This is a genomic window from Microcoleus sp. K1-B1 (assembly GCF_036704705.1).
GTDB lineage: Bacteria > Cyanobacteriota > Cyanobacteriia > Cyanobacteriales > Microcoleaceae > Microcoleus.
Map to the genome: position 1 here is coordinate 61238 of NZ_JAUBSH010000019.1, position 21206 is coordinate 82443.

Below are 21206 nucleotides of genomic sequence, written 5' to 3' on the forward strand. Positions count from 1 at the left end.
CCGCTGACTCACCTTGCCTTCAGAACAAAACTTCAAATCCCGATTAGAATGCTGCTGAAAGTTCGTTGACTACTTTCACTCGGCCTCTGAGCACCGCCCGCAGCAAGCGGTTGACACAGCCTCTGTCTTCGTCATTCAGAGAGTCGTCGAAGGTGGCGGCCATCAAACCGTAGCGATCCGCCAGAGTCAAAACGCCTGTATCGGTTACAGAAGCGAGGATTTCAGAGATAGCGCCGGGGAGGAGTTGTACGGGGTGCATGGCAGTGCGGTTGAATTCGATATATTTATCATCTTCTGGTTTCCTCTAAATATCGGTGATATTAATGAGGCCGCGAAGGTGATTCTCTAGGGTGAAAGCCAGTGATCCGAGTAGAGTAAAGTTGTGACTTGGGTCACAATGCGATCGCCCGACAGCTTAAAACCCACCTCTGGCAGATGCGCCCATAGCAGCGGAATTTATACATTGGGTATGATTTCTAAATGAGTTCCACCCTTACCCCCGTAATGAAAATGCTTGATTTTCTCAATCCTCTTTTGGGCCGCAAGCCCGATCGCATCAAAGCCAATGTGGAAATCTATACTTGGCAAACCTGTCCCTACTGCATCCGCGCCAAAACTTTGCTGTGGTGGAAAGGCGTAAATTTCACGGAATACAAAATTGATGGCGACGAAGCAGCTAGAAAAGCCATGGCCGATCGCGCTAACGGACGCCGCAGCGTACCCCAAATTTTCATTAATAAGCAACACGTAGGCGGCTGCGATGACATTCACAAACTTGATGCAGAAGGACAGTTAGATCCGCTGCTAGCTCAACCAGCAGTTTAAACTGAGATATTGCAGCATTCCCAAGAACAGGCTTTCCGGCCTGTTCCACAAAGAGTGAATTTTCTGCCTGTGGGGTGGGCATCTTGCCCGCCCGCGAAAGGCTTATTGACAAAAGTCTTGACTACAAATCTTTGGCAAATTTACCTAAATTATCTTGCCGCCATTTAGCATCCGATCGCCTGTCTGTTTGCAATTCTAAGACGCGAATCCCGCTATTTGGCAGCAAATTTAATTTTTCTTTGAACTGTTGCCAATCCTCAATTACCTCGTGTTCCACGCCATAAGTTGCACACAACTGAGCAAAATTTATCTGCTGCGGCGTGGCAAAAAACTCTTCAAAGGGCGGGTCAAATTTGGCAACTGGCAACATTTCAAAAATCCCGCCACCGTTGTTATTAATTAATATGATTGTCAGATGACCGACAAATTTATTCTTAATTAAAAAACCGTTTGTATCGTGCAAAAGTGCTAAATCGCCTGTTAGCATGATGCTGCTTTGATTGCGGTGAGCCATTCCCAAAGCTGTTGATAATGTGCCGTCTATACCGTTAGCGCCGCGATTGAAAAAGGCTTTGATTTCTAAGTTGTTCGGCTTCCAGAAAAACTCTACATCTCGGACGGGCATACTGTTGGCAATAAATATCGGTGTTCCAGGTGGCAAAATTTGGGAAAGCAGCCAGGAAACTTTCGGTTCAATTATGTTGTTAATTGCTGAGATTTTTTGGTCTATTGTTTGTCTGACTTGGGTTTCGGTGTTGCGCCAAAGTTCGAGATATTCGTTTGATGGAGAGGTTTGACCCCCCCCTAACCCCCCCTTGCTAAGGGGGGGGACAAGAGTTGACTCGCCCTTGCTAAGGGGGGGGATTTGAGTTGATTCATCCTTGTTTAGGGGGGTGATTTGAGGGGAAATAGCAGTGGTAGCAGGGGATCGATCCCCCCCTAACCCCCCCTTAATAAGGGGGGGGACAAGAGTTAATATAGTTGCGAGATTAGTTGCGAGATTTTCTGGGGAGGTTCGCAGGTGAATTGTTTGGCCGTGTAGCGGATCGAAGTTGTGGTGGCTGGGGTCGATTATGTAGCGTTTTGGTTGGGTTTTGTCTAGCCAGTTTCGGAGTTCTTTGCTTGTGGGTAAGTCTCCGATTTGAATGGCGATTTCTGGGGTTAATTTATCTGCTAGTTCGCGGTTTCGCAGGATTAAATCGTAGGTGGAAATTAGATGGGGGTTTAGTTGGGCGTAGTTTCTGACTGGGGATAGTCCTTCTGCTAAAACTGGCCAGTTTAAAGATTTGGAAATTTGGGCGATCGCACTACAGTATTTTTCGGCACATTGAGGCTGTGCAACGCCTGCAATAATAATCCCTTTGCTGCACTTTTGCCATTGTTGCATTGTACTTTTTTCTCCCCCCCTTAACAAGGGCGGGGTAGAGCTTTCTCCGGCGAAAATTGGTTCTAATCCTCCAAAGAAATGTTCGGGATTAAATTCTGTTTCTAAAGCTTCTACAGCTATGTCTGGAACGGGTACAAGCGGGTCGCGAAAGGGGATGTTGAGGTGGACGGGGCCGGGTGTTGGAAATTGCGATCGCTCCCAAGCATACACGATCGTCTGCCGCAGATAGTCTAGCATTCCTCTGGACGCAGAAGGTATCGCTAATTCGGCTTGCCAGTTCGGATAATTGCCGTATATTTTCACTTGGTCGATCGCTTGTCCGGCGTGACAGTCCCGCAGTTCGGGAGGTCGATCGGCGGTGAATATTAGCAGTGGAATTCGACTTTCTCTCGCTTCTATTATTGCCGGATAAAAGTTGGCTGCAGCGGTTCCCGATGTGCAAATTAGTGCGGTTGGCAAACCGGATTTTTTGGCAATTCCTAATGCAAAAAAGCTGGCTGAACGTTCGTCGAGTATGGGAAGAGTTTCTATTTTGTTGTTTTGAGCAAAGGCTATTGTTAGCGGTGCCGATCGCGAACCGGGACAAATCACGGCGGTAGTTAATCCCAACCGCTGCAAAGTTTCTGCTAATACGGAAGCCCAGACGGTATTTGTGTTGCGAAAATCTATTGGCATTGCTAAACCTGAGTAGCTCAACTCTGTATTGTGCTAGGATATTATACCCAAATAATTGTCAGGATACATTTTTATGATTCTTGAGGCGGTTGTGATTAATGTCAAATCTGGCTGTGAGGGTGATTTTGAGATAGCTTTTAGAGAAGCTTCCAGTCTGATAGCGTCTATAGATGGATATTTATCTCACGAACTTCATCGCTGCACAGAAGTTCAAGGAAAATATCTATTATTGGTGAGATGGGAAAATTTAGAAGCTCATACAATTAGATTTAGGAATTCCGCTGAATATCAAGAGTGGAAAAGAATGCTTCACCATTTTTACGATCCTTTTCCCATAGTAGAACATTTTGAGGAGGTAAAAATTAAACATTAACACAGACTCAATTAATTAGCCAGACAACTCTACATTCTGCACATTAGCTGAATTAAACTAAAGCATTTAAAAGTGGTTGTAATTTGAGCTGAATTTCTGCTAGTTCTTTCTCTGGTTCCGAACCGGCAACAATACCAGCACCAGCATAAAGTATAGCCCGATCGCCATCGATTAATGCCGATCGAATGCCGACGGCAAATTCGCCGTTTCCCCTGCGATCGATCCAGCCCAGGGGTGCTGCGTACAAAGAGCGATCGCAGCTTTCGCAACGGCGAATTTGTTCGAGGGCAATATCTCTCGGCACGCCTGCTACCGCTGGGGTTGGATGCAGTTGAGCTAAAATCTTTAATAAATGAATATCAGGGGGAATTTGAGCTGTGATGGGTGTCCACAAATGCTGAATGTTTGATAGTTGCAGCAGTCTGGGCACTGGGGAAAAATTGGGAGTTATGCCGAGTTTAGACAGGCGATCGACAATAAAGTCAATCACAACTTGATGTTCTCGAATATCTTTCTCGCTTTCTACCAATCCCTGGGCTAATTTCGCATCTCCCGCCTCAGTTTTTCCCCTCGGTGCCGAACCTGCTAAAGCATCTGTTAATAACTGATTGTTGTGAATGCTAATTAAGCGTTCTGGACTGGCACCGATAAAATTTTGTCCTTTGCCGTTACTGGTTGAAAATACATAGCAATCTGGATAGCTGAGGCGCAAGTTGTTTAATGAATCTATTAAACTGAAAGGGGTTTGAGCAATCACATTTATGGCTTGAGATAAAACAATTTTACTAAAATAATTAGATGCAATCAATTCTAAAGCAGACTTGACTGATGCTTTGAATTGATTGGCATCATTGACGGGGATTTGTTTCAAAGATATTGAACTGTCGATCGCAGTAGTTAATTTAGGGTATTTACGAGCTGCAATTTTATCGAAGGTTTGCCAAATATTTTCTGCTATGTTTTTAACGTTTAGCTCTTTTTCTATTATAGTGTTTGCGACGAGAATGCAGCTATCTTTTTGTCTACTAATTTGCCATTTGGGTAAAAATAAGGTGGCGGGCGGAAAGTAAGAATTAGCGGCAATGTTCTCATCAAAAAAAGCAAAGCTACAAAAAAAGTGAGGCCCGCTGAAGGGCAAGCGTTCCGCACCAATGGTAATTGTACTCGCAAGTGTTGAGCGAATAAAGTTTTGAGCTTTAGCAAAGCGATCGGTTCCTGCTACTGTGAGATGGATTGCCGAATCAAGGGCGGCAATTGCAAAACTTTTGCCGACAATTGGGTTTCTTTTTTCAAAGTAAAAGTGCCGCTGACAAGGTTCGGAAATCTCTTGCAGTACAGCTAGCGGATCGAGGGGATAAATTTCCTGAGAAATACTAACTATTTTTGTGCGATCTTTTTCGGTTAAAGACTGCTGGCAATTTAACAGAAACTGATGCAGTTGATTGCGGTCTTGCAAGAGATTAGCGCGGTGCGGTATTACTGTCATGAAAGCGAGAATAGCAGATTTGTCAGATAGAGTGTGGGTTTGTCCGGCTAAAACCCCTATTTCGATCTAAGCACGGGAGGGCGATCGCAAAACACGACCTTTTGAGTTTCCCTCCCTGTTTGGGCTCTGTTGGGGAAAAAAACCGACCGTCGGGCGATCGATCGAAACATTTAGACACAAAACTTTAAGATCGATCGGCTAAATTTCGCAAAAGTCGATCGCCCCCGCAGAGGTTTACAGATGGGCTACTTGCGCTGTTTGAGTACCGCCACAGCCTCTGTGTGGATGTCTGCCGCGCACTCAACCCGATAGAGAGTAGACTTTGTTCACCAATAAAATTGTAAAATTACTAAACTGCTATCAATTGAATCAAGTTTGTGTGATGACAACAAAGTTAATTGAACGTCCAAATAGTAAATTGTGGCTGGCGGCAATCAAGCCGCCCATGTACAGCGTTGCGGTGATTCCTATTTCAGTAGGAACGGCAATTGCTTTTGCCGAAACTAAAACGATCAATTCGTCAATTTTTGCGACATTTTTAATTTCAGCCATTTTGATTATAGCATGGCTGAATCTCAGCAATGATGTATTTGACTCGGAAACAGGAATTGATAAAAACAAAGCACATTCCCTAGTTAATTTAACCGGAAATAAAGCTTTAATTTTCGGGCTGGCAAATCTATTTTTAGCAATTGGAGTGTCGGGAATCTGCGCTATTTCCTGGTGGCAACAAGACCCAACAGTAATTTTGCTGGTAGTTTTGTGCTGTGCTCTCGGCTACACTTATCAAGGGCCTCCGTTTCGTCTTGGCTATCAGGGTTTGGGAGAAATCATCTGCTTTTTCACTTTTGGGCCGTTAGCCCTCGCCGCTGCTTATTACAGTCAGACTCAAACTGGGTCTGCAACTAATTGGGCGGCTTCGGTAATCGTGGGAATTACTACGAGTATCATCTTATTTTGTTCCCACTTTCATCAAATTGCGGATGATTTTGCGGCCGGCAAAAAATCGCCAATTGTGCGACTCGGTACGAAAAAAGGTGCCCAGTTGTTGCAGTGGTTGTGCGGCAGCGTTTATGCTTTGACTGTGCTATTTGTGGCTTTGGGAATGTTCCCAATTTGGACGCTGTTGATTTTTGGGAGTTTGCCATTTGCGATCGACCTTTGCCGCCATGTCACAGACTATCACGACCAACCGGCAAAGGTCAGCAACTCTAAGTTTATCGCAGTTACGCTGCATTTTTCGAGCGGATTGCTGCTGGCGTTGGGGTTTGCTTTGTAGATCGGGCGATCGAGAATTCCGGTAAATTGGAGGTATGGTTTGCTAAGTTGAGGGAGTTCGTGGAGTTGGGTGACTTCTCAAAATCTTGTTTAATTCAGCAATCCGTACCTCACATTGAATCGTATATTTGTATATGGAAAAAATTAATAATTATAACTTTCACTATTCCTTAACGGGCAACAATAATCAGCAGACAATTCTATTTTTGCATGGATTCACGGGCAGCAGTCAAGACTTTGGCAACGTCATTCCCTTACTTTCTAACAGTTATTGCTGTCTAGCAGTTGACCTTCCCGGCCACGGAAAAACCAGAGTCAGCGGCGAAGAAAATTGCTACAATATGCTAAATACAGCCAAAGCATTGATCGAATTATTAGATGATTTACAAATAGACAAATGTTTGTTATTGGGCTATTCAATGGGCGGGCGATTGGCACTTTATATGACATTACATTTTCCAGAAAGATTCGAGAAAGTAGTGTTAGAGTCAGCTTCTCCAGGATTGAAGACCGAAAAAGAGCGATCGCACCGCCGGGAAGCAGATTTACAGCTAGCACAAAAGCTGGAAAATAGCAACATTAAAGATTTTTTATTAAACTGGTACGAGATCCCTTTATTCCAATCTTTAAAAAACTCTCCCCACTTCGACAAACTCATAGAAACCCGCTTAGCAAACAATCCCTTAGAATTAGCCAAATCCCTCCGCAACATGGGAATCGGCAACCAGCCCTCTCTCTGGGAAAAACTCCCACAAAATCAAATCCCCATCCTCTTGCTAGCGGGAGAATATGATGATAAATTTACAACTATAAATACCGAAATTGCCAGCTTGTGTCCGGCCGCTGCTCTGGAAATTGTACCCAAAGCTGGCCACAATATCCATATTGAAAATATTGATACGTTTGTCGCACTTGTGAGACAATTTTATGATTAACTAAAAAACTAATGCTTTATCAATTCGAGTTTCGCACTTATCAGCGAAAATTTAAGCGCCCCTTGCAAACAAGTCACGGCATTTGGGATATTCGTGAAGGAATTATCCTGCGACTTGTGGACGAAAATAATCAAATTGGTTGGGGAGAAATTGCTCCTTTGAGTTGGTTTGGTTCGGAAACTTGTGAGCAAGCTTTAGATTTTTGTCACCAGTTGCCAGGTAATATTTCATCAGAGATGATTTTTGCTATTTCCGCTGAATTGCCGGCTTGTCAATTTGGCTTTGAGTCAGCACTATCAAACTCTAGATCCCCCCTAACCCCCCTTAATAAGGGGGGGACAAGAAATATTCTCAAAGTCCCCCTTATTAAGGGGGATTTAGGGGGATCTAGACTTCGCATAAAATCGACATTGATTGCGGGTTCAGTCTTAAGCAGTCACCAATCGAGAGAGGTTGGGAATGAGGAAGAAAAAAATCGGTTCAGCGGTTTATTGCCAGCAGGTGAAACAGCTTTGCAGGCTTTACCAATGCTTTGGTTAGAGGGATATCGGACATTTAAATGGAAAATTGGCGTTGCTGCAATTGAGGAAGAATTAAAGATTTTTCAGCAACTAATCGAAGCAATGCACAATTTGTGCGATCGAGAATCGGCATTTTTGCGGTTAGATGCCAACGGGGGACTCAGTTACTCGCAGGCTAAAACATGGCTGGAAGCTTGCGACAAGGTAAACGCAACTCCCGACTTTTCCGCAGACATTGAATTTTTGGAACAGCCGCTGCCCGTAACACAGTTTCAGGAAATGGTAGAATTGAATGCTATTTATGCAACTCCGATCGCCCTTGATGAATCTGCCGCCAACCTCGATCGCATCCAAGAGTGCTACAGCCAAGGCTGGCGGGGCATTTTCGTCATTAAACCTGCGATTGCTGGTTCCCCATCCCAACTGCGAAAATTTTGTCAAACTCACAATATAGACGCTGTTTTCTCATCAGTATTTGAAACCGAAATCGGCAGACAAGCAGCATTAAATTTAGCAACAGAATTATCTGTAAATAAGAGAGCAGTCGGCTTCGGCACCGATTGCTGGTTCGATGACAACCATTCGATTTTAGATTTTAGATTTTAGATTACTCCCACGACTAAATCAAGCGGGTTAGGTAATTGTTTTGAATCGAGAAACTTGGTGAAAGCATCTATGGCAACAAATCTCACAGTAAATATCCTGGATATGGCGGCTGGCTTGCCCGATAATTGGCTTATCGGTTGTGACAGTCGCGAATTTGCCCGAATTGTCGATCGGCTATTTCAAGAAATAACCCAAAATCCCGCACAAAAAATACCCCCAAAAATTTGCCTCGCCGAACCAGAACCCGTGCAATTTCTTGCCAGTTTCATCGCCGCCCGCGCCGCCAAATGCCCGATTTTTCTCTGCAATCCCAACTGGGTAAAACCAGAATGGCAACAAGTCTTTGATTTAGTCCAACCCGACATATTTTTTGGGCAAAATGCACTGGAAAATCTCAAGAAAATGCAATTAATCTCACATCTTGCACCATTCTCAATAAGTCTTATAGGGGCGGGCAAGATGCCCAACCCCTACTCCCCACAATCAAATTCACTCCTTGTGGAACAGGCATCTTGCCTGTTCTTGAGAATGGTGCAAGATTTCAGATTAAGCGCATCTCCAACTGACCAAAATAAAAACCCTCACCAATTACCCATTACCAATTACCCATTACCATCAATCATGATTCCCACCGGCGGTTCTTCAGGAAAAATTCGTTTTGCCATCCACACTTGGGAAACGCTAACAGCATCAGTGCAAGGTTTTCAACAATATTTTCAAGTTGAAAAAATCAACTCGTTCTGCGTTCTGCCATTATATCATGTCAGCGGTTTAATGCAATTTATGCGTTCCTTTACTACCGGAGGAAAACTGGCAATTCAGCCATTTAAAGAATTAGAAAATGGTAAAATATGCGACATCGAACCAGAAGAATTTTTCATTTCTTTAGTTCCAACTCAACTGCAACGGCTGCTGCAAAACCCAGATACAGCTAATTGGCTGGGACGGTTTCGTGCCGTACTTTTGGGCGGTGCTCCCGCTTGGCCGGAACTTTTAGAAACAGCTAGAAACTATCAAATTAAATTAGCACCTAGTTACGGCATGACAGAAACAGCCTCGCAAATTGCTACACTAAAACCCGAAGATTTTCTCGCGGGCAATAACAGTTCCGGTCAAACTTTACCCCATGCTCAAATAACGATTCGCAGTGCAAAAGGCGATATTTTGTGCGATAATCAAATCGGAAATATTGCGGTAAATGCTAAATCTTTGGCGTTGGGTTATTATCCTGAACACTTTGGCGATCGCCAATATTTCCAATTAGACGATTTGGGATTTTTTGATAAAAATAACTACTTAAATATCGTCGGACGCAGCAGCGACAAAATTATCACAGGCGGAGAAAATGTATTTCCGGCGGAAGTTGAAGCCGTTGTGCGATCGACTAATTTAGTTGCGGATATTGCTGTAATTGGCTTGCCAGACAAAGATTGGGGTCAAGTCGTTACGGCTATCTACGTTCCCGCTAATGCCGAAGTTACTGTCAAAAATCTGCAAGGGGCAATAGAAGATAAGTTGAGCAAGTTTAAGCGACCCAAATATTGGGTAGTCGTCGCACAATTGCCGCGCAATTCTCAAGGCAAAGTTAATCGAGAACAATTGCAAGAAATTGCGATCAAATATCAATAATTATTAGGCGCCATCTATGCAGAACGCAGAATTTCTCATGCTTATTTCCGACTCCTGACAACAGTCAACAGTCAACAGTCAACAGTCAACAGTCAACTGACTAATTACGACAAACCTAATAGCCTTCTCGTCCTCTCCGCTTCTTGCCTTTGAAAATCCACAAACTTCAACATTCGGTAAAGTACCTCTATTTGGGGCAACTTAATACCTGCTTGCTTCGCCATTCGTATCGGATTACCCAAAATCGCCTCAACTTCCAGGGGCCGCGATTCATCATAATCGATTTTCATGCTCGTGCGGTAAGGCTTCATTTTCTGAGTGTATTCGAGCATTTGTGGGATAAAGTCATCGGGAATAATGCGATCGCAACTTTTGGCTCCCGCTACCACTTCCCCCATGATTTCCTCCACTAAAATTAGAGTATCGGGATTAGCCATCAGTTCGTCAGTTCTCGCATCCAACACTACAGACAGCCCGTTATAAGGAATATTCCAAACCAGCTTTTTCCACCTAGATAATAGCAAATCTTCGCTCATTTTTATGGGAATATGAGCACGTTTAAAGTCCGCAGCAATTTGGTGCAATCTATTAGTAATACCGATTGCTTTGTAGTCTTGGGCATATTCTCCCAGCGTGATAGTGCCGTAATCTAAATGGCAGATGTGACCGGGCCCAACTTTATAAGAACACAAAAAACACAGCCCGCCAACCACTCGTTCTGCACCAACAATTTTAGCTACTTCCGGTTCCGTATTCAATCCATTTTGCAATACTAAAACCGCGCCGTTATCCTTTAATAAAGGAGGCAAAATTTTGGGCAACAAGTGATTTTGAGTTGTTTTTAGCGCTACAATTACTACGTCGCACTGAGGCATTTTGTGCGCGTCGTGGTAGGCGCGGACGTGGGGGAGGGTGAAGTTGCCTTCGGGAGACTCGACAATCAAACCGTGTCTTTTGACGTGATCGTAATCACTACGAAGCAAAAAATTGACTTCTAAACCTGCTTGTTGCAGTCTAGCACCGTAGAATCCGCCTAAAGCTCCCGTGCCCACAATGGCATAATTGCGATTTGACATACTATCAACAATTCAGAAATAATTATCAACAAAACAGAAATTTAACTGTCATACCCTGCTATTATTTAAAGATAAAACTAATCTGAAATCTCAAACTCAAATTTCCTCATCCACTGCATCAAGTCTTCAGATAGCTGTTTTCTAGTTCGGCTAACTGCATCGATGCAGACGTGCTTAGTCAGAGCTTTAGCAGCGCTTCTTCCTGCAACTTCCTCAGAAAATACTTGATAGGCAATTTCAAATTCATCGCCAGTAAGTTGTTTGGGCGTCAATTGAATCGTCAGCCGATCGCCCGCAAACATTGGGCGATAAAAATCTACACTAGCATGAATTATGGGAAAGGCAACCTCGGAATTGCTAAAAAATGCTTTGAGATTGATTCCAGATGCTGCTAGAGATGCCTCGTAAGCTTCGTGGCACATCGCTAAAACGTTAGCAAAGTAAACGACTCCAGCAGCATCGGTATCTTGAAAGCGAACAGTACGGGTGTAAGTGAAAGGCATTTGAGGTAGTAGCTGGCGATCGCAAATTCGATCGCAATTTTACTAACCATCATATCGGTAAACCCGCACTTTTGGAGAAGTTATCAGCTAAGTAAGTAGGCGCTAATTTTTTATATTGTAAAATTCGCTTTCCTCACTCCTCCCCCTGATTTCTTAACCTTTGTTCTTAATCAACATCACGTCTATAATCTTGAGTGCAACATCTTCGGAAAGCCCCAAGGCACTGTAAAGATCGTTCAAAAGTTGTTCTTCTTCTTCTGAAACCTCGCCATCGGCTAAAGCGATATCAGTTGTGACAGCAAAAACAGTTTCTTTAAGTTCGTCGGGAAGCGTTGCTAAAGCCGCATTAAACAGTACCTCAACTCCTTGCCGTTGCAGAATCATCAGCAGGCGATCGAGCATTTTTCTCATCACGTCATCGGGATAGCTGCGGAACAGTTGCATCCGAGATAGCGTCATGCTAATCGCTTTACTTTCGCTGTCATTGATGTAACCGTCGGCTGCTACGGCAATTAGCGCGATCGCCGCAAATGATTCGGCAGGCCCTAACGTTACGTCCGTTTGTTGGCGAGTCTGCGATACTTTATCAAATAAACCCATGATATTTTCCTCATTATTTAGTGGTCGATTTATGGAGTCAGGATGGGTTCTGGCTCTGGAGGTTTCTTTGGGGATTTTGATAATTATATCAAATTTTGTTAGTCAGTTGTTATGAATAAAATTATGAAAAAATTAAGAATTTTTATTTCGCCCTTGGGTGCTGTAAGGGCGGGTTGATTCATATCCTGAATTGCCTTCCCATATATCGGCTAAAACAGGCATCTTGCACCCTTGTAAGTAACAGGCAAGATGCCTGTTCCACAAAGAGTGAATTTTATTGTGGAACAGGCATATTGCCTGTTCATAAAAAACTTATTGAGAAGGATGTAACATCTCAGTTAAAACCCGCCTTCCCAGCGCAGACCATCTATTTGTCAAAAAGGGCTAAATCTGCTTTCAGGAAATCAACAAATTGCCGCGCAGTCCTGCCCGATCGCCCGTTGCGACGAGTTGCCCATTCTTTAGCACGGTGTTCCAAATCCTCAGCAGCGAGTTTAATTCCAGCAAGTTCTGCCAGATGTCGGACAATTGTTAAATAAGTGTTTTGATCGGCCGGTTCAAAAGTTAAAGTCAACCCAAATCGATCGCTAAATGAAAGTTTTTCCTGCACAGTATCCCAAGCGTGAACCTCGTCTCCATCGCGGGGGCGAGGCCTGTCGTCAAAAAACTCTCGAATTAAATGCCTGCGGTTAGATGTGGCGTAGACTACCACATTTTGAGAGCGAGCAGTGACATTTCCTTCCAAAACAACTTTCAGAGCTTTAAAAGCATCGTCATCTTCCTCAAAAGACAGGTCATCCACAAAAATAATAAACTTTTGAGGAACTCCCCGCAACTGCTCGACAATTAGCGGCAAATCTTGCAAATCCGATTTAGATACTTCAATCAAGCGCAGATTGCGAGATCCAAATTCATTTAATAGCGACTTCACCAAAGAAGACTTGCCGGAACCACGGCTGCCGTACAGCAAAACGTGCAAAGCCGGATAACCTGCCAGCAAAAACTCCGTATTTTTCACCAGAGCATCCCGCTGCCAATCGCAGCAAACCAACTCTTTTAAAGTTATGCCATCGGGATGCGAAATATTCGCTAACTCCCCTCCCAGCCACCTAAAAGCGCGATATTCGGCAAACAAACCCGTGCCAAACTGTCGGTAATAAACGGCCAAAGATTCCGCCGCGCTCGACCATTTTTCCAGTTTTCCGTGCAGCGGCAAATCGCCATTTTCTGTGACAGTTTCTGAATGCCAAATCGGAGGCACTGCGTCAAGTTGACCCGCTACCCGTACCCACTTGCTCAACTGTTCGCTGCTGCATTCGTAAATATTTTGCAGCACTTCTAAATCATGTCGGGCGGCCTCCACCAAAGCGGGGGGCAAACTTGCAAAATCTGTTTGCTGAGCTCGGCGTGAAAAGGGGTTTTCGTCTTTGAGAATTTCGGAAATCAGAGAATCTTTCCAGCTTAAATTTTTAGCAGCCTGAAGTTTGAACCAGTTCCCGTAAGCTACCTGACATTCCAAACCGCTGACTTCGCTGTGGTGAAGGGCTTGCAGCAAATCGAGAAAAGCTTGACCGACAGGGCTTTTGAGAACTGATTGATACAGCAGCAGGGATGCTGCTTGGCGCTGGAGGTAACGGATTTGGGCGATCGCACCAGAAGTTAGGGCTGACATAATGGCAATTGTATAACAGTTACATATCCTGACTGGCTTTAATAAATTTTCTAACAATTCGTGACACTAATTGCAGGCTGCGCTGTATAAATTTAGATGCAAAGAGTGAAATCGGGAGGATTAAAAATGAATTTAGGTACAGCAGCGGCGATCGGCTACGGCATTTTAACACTGGTTGGCGGCATCATGGGTTATATCAAGGCCAAAAGCCAAGCCTCGCTCATATCGGGCTTGATTAGCGGTTCCCTGCTAATTTTTGCCGGCACCGCCCAGCTTATGGGACAAAGTTGGGGTTTAACATTAGCAGCAGCCATCTCCGCTGTTTTAGTAATAGTCTTTATTGTGCGCCTTGTTAAAACTCAAAAATTCATGCCGGCCGGAATGCTAATTTTAGCTAGCTTAGCGTCTTTGGGCGCGATCGTTTACGAAATCAGCGGTCAATATCAATAGTCATTCGATTTTAGATTTTAGATTTTAGATTTTAGGTTAACTCCCCAGCCTTGAGTGGGATGTTGAACTAAAGTCTAATTTTTTTATTTCCCTGACTTCTACTAATTTTTAAAAGTAGGGACACGGCATTCCCCATTGGTGTCAACTTAAGGTAAAACCGATAGTCCGTCAGGGTTTTCAAGGGAGCATCTCATATTTGTAAAAATACTTCTTCTGGCTTCTTCCTCTTTCCTTCTGCCCCGCAGCCTCGGGCCTCCTGCCTCAAAACTCCAATTTGTAGCTTGGCTGCTTTCATTGAGATGCTCCCGTTTTCAACCCCTGCCTCAAAGCTGAAGTCCTATCAAAGAGCACTAATGAATTATTCCGTTTTCTTTGAGACGAGTTTGGCTATTATAGCAATCCTAAATGATTTTCTATGTATAAGTGTACTGATTATTTTTGGGGAAATCAAATGTATGTTCCTTAGTGAAGAACTCAAACAAAAATTTGATAAGCTGTTGCGGCATTTAAATTGTATGTCAAAAAAAATCAAAGTCTTGTGGGGAGTAGGGGTTGGGCGTCTCGCCCGCCCTGAATATACAATTTAAATGCGCGACAGCTTAATCAAGTTTTGCATATAATTGTACCGTAATCATCATAATGATTTAGAATTGCTATAGGGGCGGACAAGTTACGGTCAATGTACCAAATATCTTTGGCTTTACAAGCCTTAACCACGACCCAGCCAGGAGTATTTGAGAACTGACTGACGCCGAATTTGCAGCGTTGCAAGTAAGTCCTACATCTCTGCTTCCTAGTAGCGACATCGCCGCGATTTCCCAAAGTGGCGGCCCGGCTTTGCAAGGGGCGGTAACATTTAGTTCTGTGGGAGTCAATCCCGTTCAAGGTTTAGTGGAACTGCCGCAAAATGTGGTCAATCCGGCTGCGTTAATTGCTGCAAATCCCTGCATCCAAGCGGCCGAGAACGAGTTTACTGTGACTGGTCGGGGGGGATTGCCACCGAGTCCTCACGAGGTTCTCAGCAACGCTCCATCGCCGTTTCCGTGGGTGGAGCCAGCGGTAGGTGGAAGTCAGCAAATAGAAGGTCAACGAGCATCCATAGAAGAAGTTCGGCCAACAGAAATTATTCCCGCTCAAGGTTGGGTAATGGACGATCGAGGAAAAGTAACGCTGGTAGCCTATAATTCAGGTGGTGGTGCATCTCTTCGCAGTCCGAAACCGACGGGTGTTTGCGTACCTCGATAGGTACTCTTCAGGTTTTAGCTAATCCCTCGCTATTTTCCTAATACTAAATTAACCACACTTCAAAGATGCAGCGCCAATCTTCAGCCCTATTTTTTGCATTTTTACTGCTGTTTCCTTTCCCTGCGATCGCCCAAATCATCCCCGATAGCAGCTTGGGTACCGAAAGTTCGCGCACAGTTCCCGACACGATTAATAACTTACCATCGGACAGAATAGAAGGCGGTGCAACTCGCGGTGTTAACCTCTTTCACAGCTTGCGCGAATTTAACATCCGTGAAGGGCGGGGAGCCTATTTTGCCAATCCTAACGGAATTGCTAACATTTTCACCCGCGTTACTGGTGGCAACCCTTCTAATATTTTAGGAACTCTGGGAGTTTTGGGAAACAGTAACTTGTTTTTACTTAATCCCAAAGGGATTGTCTTTGGCCCCAATGCTCGGTTAGATTTGCGCGGCTCATTTATCGGTTCAACTGGTAGCGGAGTTCTATTTGATAATGGATTTGAATTTAGTGCAGCTAATTCTAATGCAGTGCCATTATTAGCGATCAATATTCCTGTGGGTTTAAGATTTAGAGACAATCCCGGTACAATTGTCAACTCTTCCCAAACACTGGCTCCTACATCAGCCTTACCGCCACTCCCCATAGAAATTCCGGCGTTTGAAAAACTCGGTTTAGCAGTAGACCCCGGTCAAACTTTAGCCTTAATTGGCGGTGACATTCAACTACAAGGAGGAAATCTAACTGCTTATACCGGACAAATTCTTCTCGGTAGTGTCAACAGTCCAGGTTTAGTGCAATTTGAACCAACAGCTTTAGGTCTGAATTTAAACTATGGCAATATTCAGAACTTCGGGAATATTGAAATGAACGGTGCATTTATAAATACCAGCGGATTAGGAGGTGGGAAAGTCGATATTCGAGGTGGAAATATTAATCTTAATGGTTCAGGAATTTATGGACTGACACTCGGAAATATCGATGGTAGAGGCATTAATATCAATTCCCAAAACTTACGATTAGAGGGGGGGGCGCAAATTTTCGCCTCCACACTGGGAGAGGGGAGAGGAAGCGATATCAACATCCGCGCTACTGACTCAGTAGAAATGATCGGGTTGGGAATTGAGGGCTATCAGCAGCTTACAGAAAATTTTCAGACATCTGGAACAGGCAACCCTTTTATTTCGCAAATTGTTCTGTTCACTAGCGCTCTTGGCAGTGGAGCAGCCGGAGATATTAACATTGAAGCCGGACGGCTGTTGATGAGCAATGGGGTAGTGGGCGGTGCCCCCACCTTTGGTGCTGGGAATGGCGGAAATCTGGCTATCCGCGCCAACACCGTCGAACTCGTCAGTTCAACGCTCTATAACGGAACAACGAACGAAAGCACTGGTCAAGGTGGAAACATCTCTGTTGAAGCGCAACGTTTAATACTGCGCGATGGCGGTGCGTTTGCCAGCTTCAGCCTTAGTGATGGAGCATCGGGGAATATCGCGATTAAAGCGAGTGAATCTGTGGAATTATCGGGTAGTCTTCCTGTAGGTCTAGGGCAAACTCGGCTCGGCACGAATACTTTTGATGGGAATGGAAAAGGTGGGGATATTACGATCGACACTAAGCGGCTGAGTGTTTCTAATGGAGCCACAATTAGTTTAACGACTGGTGCTATTTTTGGCGAAGTCGTGTTTTCTACAAGTGGGGGGACGGGAGGAAATTTAACTGTGAGAGCCTCCGAGTCTATAGAAGTGAGTGGCGAGTCAAGATTTTTGGAGAATGCGGGCTATGTAGCAAGTTCTTTTGTTACTCAAACTGCAAGTTCTGGTAGAGGTGGAGATATCCGCCTCTCAACACCTAAACTAACTGTGCAGAATGGCGGCGTTATTTCTGCGGCTTCTTTGGGTATAGCAGATGCAGGAGATATTACAATTAATGCCGATCGCCTAGCAGTGCAAGGTATTGGGAGTAACAGTGGGTTGAGGAGTGGAATTGAGGCCTCGGTTGGTAGGGCGTTTAATGCTGTAAATCCCACTGCTAGCGGAAATGCAGGCTCGTTGAATTTGAATGCTAATCAATTGATTCTGCGGGATAGTGCAGTTGTTAATGTTCAATCTTCAGGAACAGGTAGGGCTGGCAATATTAACGTTGTAGCTAACTCAATCTCCCTGGATAATAAAAGCATCATTGATGGCACAACCGTCTCTGGTACGGGGGCAAATATTAACCTGCAAGCGCAAGACATTCAGTTGCGGCGCGGCAGTCGAATCACCACGGATGCAGGTATTTCTGAGGGCGGTAATATCAGAATTAATAGCGATATTTTGGTAGCTTTACCGCGAGAGAATAGTGATATTACAGCTAATGCTCGCACAGCTAGGGGCGGACAAGTTACGGTCAATGTACCAAATATTTTTGGCTTTACAAGCCTTAACCGCGACCAAGCCAGGAGTAGTTTAGGACTGACTGATGCTGAATTTGCAGCGTTGCAAGTAAGTCCGACTTCTCTAATTCCTACCAGCGATATTGCGGCGATTTCCCAAAGTAGCGGCCCGGCGTTGCAAGGTACTGTAACATTTAGTGCTTCTGGGGTGAATCCGGCTCAAGGTTTAGTGGAACTGCCGCAAAATGTGGTCGATCCGGCTGCTTTAATTGCGGCAAATCCCTGCACGCAAGAGGCCGAGAGTGCATTTACCGTCACTGGTAAAGGAGGAGTGCCACCGAGTCCTAATGATGCCCTCAGCACCGCTCCAGCGCCCTTTCCTTGGGTGGAACCAGCGGTAGGTGGAAGTGAGCAAATAGAAGGAAAAAGACCATCCATAGAAGTTCGACCAACAGAAATTATTCCCGCTCAAGGTTGGGTAATGGACGATCGAGGACAAGTAAGGCTGGTAGCATATAATTCAGGTGGTGCATCTATTCGCAGTCCGAAATCGACGGGTGTTTGCGTACCTCAATAGGTACTCTTCAGGTTTTAGCTAACCCTTCGCTATTTTCCTAATATTAAATTAATCAGATTTAAAAAATGCAGCGCCAATCTTCCGCCCTATTTTTTGCATTATTACTGCTGTTTCCTTTCCCGGCGATCGCCCAAATCATCCCCGATAATTCCCTGGGCGCAGAAAGTTCACGGACTGTTCCCGACACGATTAATAACTTACCATCGGACAGAATAGAAGGCGGTGCAACTCGCGGCGTTAACCTATTTCACAGCTTGCGTGAATTTAACATCCGTGAAGGGCGGGGAGCCTATTTTGCCAATCCTAACGGAATTGCCAATATTTTTACCCGCGTTACGGGTGGCAATCCTTCTAATATTTTAGGCGTGTTGGGAGTGCAAGGGAATGCCAACTTATTTTTACTTAATCCCAAAGGAATTGTCTTCGGCCCCAAGGCGAGGCTAGATTTGCGTGGTTCATTTTTAGCAAGTTCAGCAGATAGCGTAGTTTTCGATAATGGCTATCAATTCAGCAGCAGCAATTCCCAATCAATACCGCTGTTAAATGTCAATATACCTATCGGTTTAAACTTACGAGAAAATCCGGGAAAAATCATTAACTCTTCAGCAGCACCAGCCTTGACTTTACCACAATTACCCGCTGGCATCCCGCAGATTTTTAATAACATCGGTTTAGGAGTTGGGCCGGGACAAACTCTCGCCCTAGTGGGGGGAGATATTGGATTAAATCAGGGAACACTCACTGCATCAACCGGACAAATTTTGTTGGGTAGCGTCGCTAGTCCGGGGATAGTTGGATTGGGGGCAACGCCATTGGGATTAAGTTTAAACTATGACAAGATTTCCAACTTTGGTAATATTGAAATAACCAACGGCTCACTGATAAATACCAGTGGAATCGGTGGTGGCAAAGTCGAGATTCGAGGTGGAAATGTCAACCTCAACAATGGGCGAATTTATGCGCTGACTTTGGGAAATATCGATGGTAGGGGCATCGATATTAACGCTCAACTGTTTCGGGCTCAAGGTGGAGCGCAAATCTCCACCATGACACTAGGAAGTGGTGCCGGAGGCGCTATCAACATCCGCGCTACCGACTCAGTAGAAACGCTCGGAATTGGATTAGATAACTATAGAGTGTTTGGTGGTAATTATACGGTATCTGGCTCTTTCGACCCTTTTGACCCCCAACTTGTCCTAATCACTGGCACTAATAGCATGGGAGCCGCCGGAAACATCACGATCGACACCGGAAAACTGTTAATAGACAATGGAAGCGCATTGACTACCGGCACCTTCAGTGCTGGCAACGCCGGAAATATAACCATCCGTGCCGGGGTTTTAGATATGGTCGCTTCTGCAATCCACAGTGGCTCACTTGTGGGGAGTACGGGTAGGGGAGGAAATCTCACCTTTGAGGGAGAACGTTTAACCGTGAGCGATGGTGCTGCTCTGATCAGCCTCACCCGCGGTGAAGGAGGAGCGGGGAATATCAACATTAAAGCGAATGAATCAGTAGAAGTGCTGCGGACTCCCACTGGAAGTCCCGTAGCAAGTTTAATTGGCTCAACTGCGAGCGGTGTGAATGGGCAAGCCGGGGACATTAATATCGACACGAAGCGGTTGATTGTCTCCCAAGGAGGCGGAATTAGTTTATCTAGCGGAGCAGTTGTGGGCAACCAACCGTTGAATACAACTGGGGGGCCCGGAGGTAATTTGACAGTTAGGGCCACTGAGTCAGTAACAGTCGAGGGTAGTTCTGGAGTTTTGGCGAACGGGAGTCGGAATCCCAGTTTCATCTGCGCTGATGCCAATACTGCTAATCGAGGAGGGAGTATCAACATTTCTACACCTGTACTGACTCTCCGGGATGGAGGAGTAATTAGCACTGCATCTTTAGGCCAAGGAGATGCAGGAAGTATCACAATTGATGCGGGTCGTGTAGAAGTTATTGGGAATGGGGGTCAAGGTGAATTTAACAGTCAAATTCAGACTTCCGTTGGGATTGCATCTGAACTTATAGATCCTAATGCTACGGCTAACGGAGGTTCGTTGAATCTAAATGTCGGGGAATTGATTCTTCGGAATGAAGGAACACTCAATCTCCAAGCTTTGGGATCGGGACGGGCTGGTAACATTAACGTCAAAGCAGACTCAATTTTTCTTGAGAACCAAAGCAGCATTGACGGTAGAACGGCATCCGGCCCCGGAGCAAATATTAACCTTGAAGCACGAGATATCCAGTTACGCCGAGGGAGCAGAATTACAACTGATGCAAGTATTTCTGAGGGTGGCAATATCAACATTAAAAGCGATATTCTGGTGGCTTTACCCAACGAAAATAGCGATATTACTGCTAATGCGCGATCGGCCCAAGGTGGTCGCGTTAATATTAATGTCCCGAATGTTTTCGGGTTTACATCAGTCACTCGTGAACAGGTTCGAGCGAGTTTGGGATTAACAGATACTGAATTTGCAGCGTTGCAAGTAAGTCCGACTTCTCTAATTCCTACCAGCGATATTGCGGCGATTTCCCAAAGTAGCGGCCCGGCTTTGCAAGGTACTGTAACATTTAGTTCTTCTGGGGTGAATCCTGCTCAAGGTTTAGTGGAACTGCCACAAAATGTGGTCAATCCGGCTGCGTTAATTGCGACAAATCCCTGCATCCAAGGGGCCGAGAGTGAGTTTACAGCTACTGGGAAAGGAGGAGTGCCACCCAGTCCTAATGATCTCCTCAGCAGCCCTCTATCGCCGTTTCCGTGGGTGGAGCCAGCGGTAGGTGGAACTCAGCAAGTAGAAGGCGAAAGAACATCCATAGAAGTTCGGCCAACAGAAATTATGCCCGCTCAAGGTTGGGTAATGGACGATCGAGGAAAAGTAACGCTGGTAGCCTATAATTCTGGTGGTGGTGCATCTATTCGCAGTCCGAAACCGACGGGTGTGTGCGTACCTCAATAGGTACTCTTCAGGTTTTAGCTAACCCGTTGCTATT

16 protein-coding genes and 1 pseudogene are annotated in these 21206 nt (G+C 44.9%); 10 read left to right on the forward strand and 7 right to left on the reverse strand.

Features of this window, described 5'->3' with window-relative positions; all coding sequences use genetic code 11:
- Positions 1-43 precede the first annotated feature (43 nt).
- Positions 44-259: a hypothetical protein gene (locus QUA83_RS09855; protein ID WP_190731630.1), complete on the reverse strand. Its 216-nt coding sequence runs from the start codon at positions 257-259 to the stop codon at positions 44-46.
- 251 nt (positions 260-510) lie between these two features.
- Between QUA83_RS09855 and grxC the strand changes: the two genes are divergently transcribed.
- Positions 511-825 (forward strand): glutaredoxin 3, encoded by a 315-nt coding sequence (gene grxC / locus QUA83_RS09860; protein WP_333292894.1) that lies wholly within the window; start codon positions 511-513, stop codon positions 823-825.
- A gap of 121 nt (positions 826-946) precedes the next feature.
- On the opposite strand, the gene menD is transcribed toward grxC, so the two are convergent.
- Positions 947-2887 (reverse strand): 2-succinyl-5-enolpyruvyl-6-hydroxy-3-cyclohexene-1-carboxylic-acid synthase, encoded by a 1941-nt coding sequence (menD, locus tag QUA83_RS09865; RefSeq protein WP_333292861.1) that lies wholly within the window; start codon positions 2885-2887, stop codon positions 947-949.
- A 73-nt stretch (positions 2888-2960) separates the two neighbouring features.
- On the opposite strand from menD, the gene QUA83_RS09870 reads away from it, so the two are divergent.
- Positions 2961-3260: an antibiotic biosynthesis monooxygenase gene (locus QUA83_RS09870; RefSeq protein WP_333292863.1), complete on the forward strand. Its 300-nt coding sequence runs from the start codon at positions 2961-2963 to the stop codon at positions 3258-3260.
- Between the two features lie 52 nt (positions 3261-3312).
- Here QUA83_RS09870 and QUA83_RS09875 read toward each other — a convergent pair whose 3' ends face one another.
- Positions 3313-4746 carry an isochorismate synthase gene (locus QUA83_RS09875; protein ID WP_333292865.1) on the reverse strand — a complete coding sequence of 478 codons (1434 nt, stop codon included), beginning with the start codon at positions 4744-4746 and terminating at the stop codon, positions 3313-3315.
- 382 nt (positions 4747-5128) lie between these two features.
- Here QUA83_RS09875 and menA point away from each other — a divergent pair, with 382 nt between their 5' ends.
- The 4 genes from menA to QUA83_RS09895 all read left to right on the forward strand — a co-directional run bounded on the left by menA (position 5129) and on the right by QUA83_RS09895 (position 9715).
- Positions 5129-6025 carry a 2-carboxy-1,4-naphthoquinone phytyltransferase gene (menA, locus tag QUA83_RS09880; protein ID WP_333292867.1) on the forward strand — a complete coding sequence of 299 codons (897 nt, stop codon included), beginning with the start codon at positions 5129-5131 and terminating at the stop codon, positions 6023-6025.
- A 133-nt stretch (positions 6026-6158) separates the two neighbouring features.
- On the forward strand, positions 6159-6959 hold the full coding sequence (menH, locus tag QUA83_RS09885; protein WP_333292868.1) for a 2-succinyl-6-hydroxy-2,4-cyclohexadiene-1-carboxylate synthase: 801 nt from the start codon (positions 6159-6161) through the stop codon (positions 6957-6959).
- An 11-nt stretch (positions 6960-6970) separates the two neighbouring features.
- Positions 6971-8086 (forward strand): o-succinylbenzoate synthase, encoded by a 1116-nt coding sequence (locus QUA83_RS09890; protein WP_333292870.1) that lies wholly within the window; start codon positions 6971-6973, stop codon positions 8084-8086.
- 69 nt (positions 8087-8155) lie between these two features.
- A complete protein-coding gene (locus QUA83_RS09895) occupies positions 8156-9715 on the forward strand; it encodes a 2-succinylbenzoate--CoA ligase (RefSeq protein ID WP_333292871.1) in 1560 nt (519 codons plus the stop codon).
- A 104-nt stretch (positions 9716-9819) separates the two neighbouring features.
- Here QUA83_RS09895 and QUA83_RS09900 read toward each other — a convergent pair whose 3' ends face one another.
- The 4 genes from QUA83_RS09900 to QUA83_RS09915 all read right to left on the reverse strand — a co-directional run bounded on the left by QUA83_RS09900 (position 9820) and on the right by QUA83_RS09915 (position 13566).
- A complete protein-coding gene (locus tag QUA83_RS09900; RefSeq protein ID WP_333292873.1) occupies positions 9820-10791 on the reverse strand; it encodes a putative 2-dehydropantoate 2-reductase in 972 nt (323 codons plus the stop codon).
- Between the two features lie 77 nt (positions 10792-10868).
- A complete protein-coding gene (locus QUA83_RS09905) occupies positions 10869-11294 on the reverse strand; it encodes a thioesterase family protein (protein WP_333292875.1) in 426 nt (141 codons plus the stop codon).
- 153 nt (positions 11295-11447) lie between these two features.
- A complete protein-coding gene (locus QUA83_RS09910; RefSeq protein WP_333292876.1) occupies positions 11448-11894 on the reverse strand; it encodes a tellurite resistance TerB family protein in 447 nt (148 codons plus the stop codon).
- A gap of 367 nt (positions 11895-12261) precedes the next feature.
- Positions 12262-13566, reverse strand: coding sequence for an ATP-binding protein (locus QUA83_RS09915; RefSeq protein ID WP_333292877.1), 1305 nt, complete (start codon positions 13564-13566; stop codon positions 12262-12264).
- Between the two features lie 126 nt (positions 13567-13692).
- On the opposite strand from QUA83_RS09915, the gene QUA83_RS09920 reads away from it, so the two are divergent.
- From QUA83_RS09920 to QUA83_RS09935, 4 genes and pseudogenes are all read left to right on the forward strand, one after another.
- Positions 13693-14016, forward strand: a complete 324-nt coding sequence (locus QUA83_RS09920) for a TMEM14 family protein (protein ID WP_190735279.1) — start codon at positions 13693-13695, stop codon at positions 14014-14016.
- A gap of 657 nt (positions 14017-14673) precedes the next feature.
- Positions 14674-15261, forward strand: a pseudogene (locus QUA83_RS09925) (filamentous hemagglutinin); the annotation flags it as partial.
- 65 nt (positions 15262-15326) lie between these two features.
- A complete protein-coding gene (locus QUA83_RS09930; RefSeq protein WP_333292879.1) occupies positions 15327-18215 on the forward strand; it encodes an S-layer family protein in 2889 nt (962 codons plus the stop codon).
- Positions 18216-18280: 65 nt separating this feature from the next.
- Positions 18281-21172, forward strand: coding sequence for a two-partner secretion domain-containing protein (locus QUA83_RS09935; protein WP_333292881.1), 2892 nt, complete (start codon positions 18281-18283; stop codon positions 21170-21172).
- The last annotated feature ends 34 nt before the right edge of the window (positions 21173-21206 follow it).

Excerpts from the sequence above, each read along its gene's own strand:
- QUA83_RS09890 (WP_333292870.1), top strand. The coding sequence starts at position 6,971 with ATGCTTTATCAATTCGAGTTTCGCACTTATCAGCGAAAATTTAAGCGC.
- QUA83_RS09905 (WP_333292875.1), bottom strand. The coding sequence starts at position 11,294 with ATGCCTTTCACTTACACCCGTACTGTTCGCTTTCAAGATACCGATGCT.
- grxC (WP_333292894.1), top strand. The coding sequence starts at position 511 with ATGCTTGATTTTCTCAATCCTCTTTTGGGCCGCAAGCCCGATCGCATC.
- QUA83_RS09920 (WP_190735279.1), top strand. The coding sequence starts at position 13,693 with ATGAATTTAGGTACAGCAGCGGCGATCGGCTACGGCATTTTAACACTG.
- menH (WP_333292868.1), top strand. The coding sequence starts at position 6,159 with ATGGAAAAAATTAATAATTATAACTTTCACTATTCCTTAACGGGCAAC.
- QUA83_RS09915 (WP_333292877.1), bottom strand. The coding sequence starts at position 13,566 with ATGTCAGCCCTAACTTCTGGTGCGATCGCCCAAATCCGTTACCTCCAG.
- QUA83_RS09895 (WP_333292871.1), top strand. The coding sequence starts at position 8,156 with ATGGCAACAAATCTCACAGTAAATATCCTGGATATGGCGGCTGGCTTG.
- QUA83_RS09900 (WP_333292873.1), bottom strand. The coding sequence starts at position 10,791 with ATGTCAAATCGCAATTATGCCATTGTGGGCACGGGAGCTTTAGGCGGA.
- QUA83_RS09935 (WP_333292881.1), top strand. The coding sequence starts at position 18,281 with ATGCAGCGCCAATCTTCCGCCCTATTTTTTGCATTATTACTGCTGTTT.
- menA (WP_333292867.1), top strand. The coding sequence starts at position 5,129 with ATGACAACAAAGTTAATTGAACGTCCAAATAGTAAATTGTGGCTGGCG.
- QUA83_RS09855 (WP_190731630.1), bottom strand. The coding sequence starts at position 259 with ATGCACCCCGTACAACTCCTCCCCGGCGCTATCTCTGAAATCCTCGCT.
- QUA83_RS09870 (WP_333292863.1), top strand. The coding sequence starts at position 2,961 with ATGATTCTTGAGGCGGTTGTGATTAATGTCAAATCTGGCTGTGAGGGT.
- menD (WP_333292861.1), bottom strand. The coding sequence starts at position 2,887 with ATGCCAATAGATTTTCGCAACACAAATACCGTCTGGGCTTCCGTATTA.
- QUA83_RS09910 (WP_333292876.1), bottom strand. The coding sequence starts at position 11,894 with ATGGGTTTATTTGATAAAGTATCGCAGACTCGCCAACAAACGGACGTA.
- QUA83_RS09875 (WP_333292865.1), bottom strand. The coding sequence starts at position 4,746 with ATGACAGTAATACCGCACCGCGCTAATCTCTTGCAAGACCGCAATCAA.
- QUA83_RS09930 (WP_333292879.1), top strand. The coding sequence starts at position 15,327 with ATGCAGCGCCAATCTTCAGCCCTATTTTTTGCATTTTTACTGCTGTTT.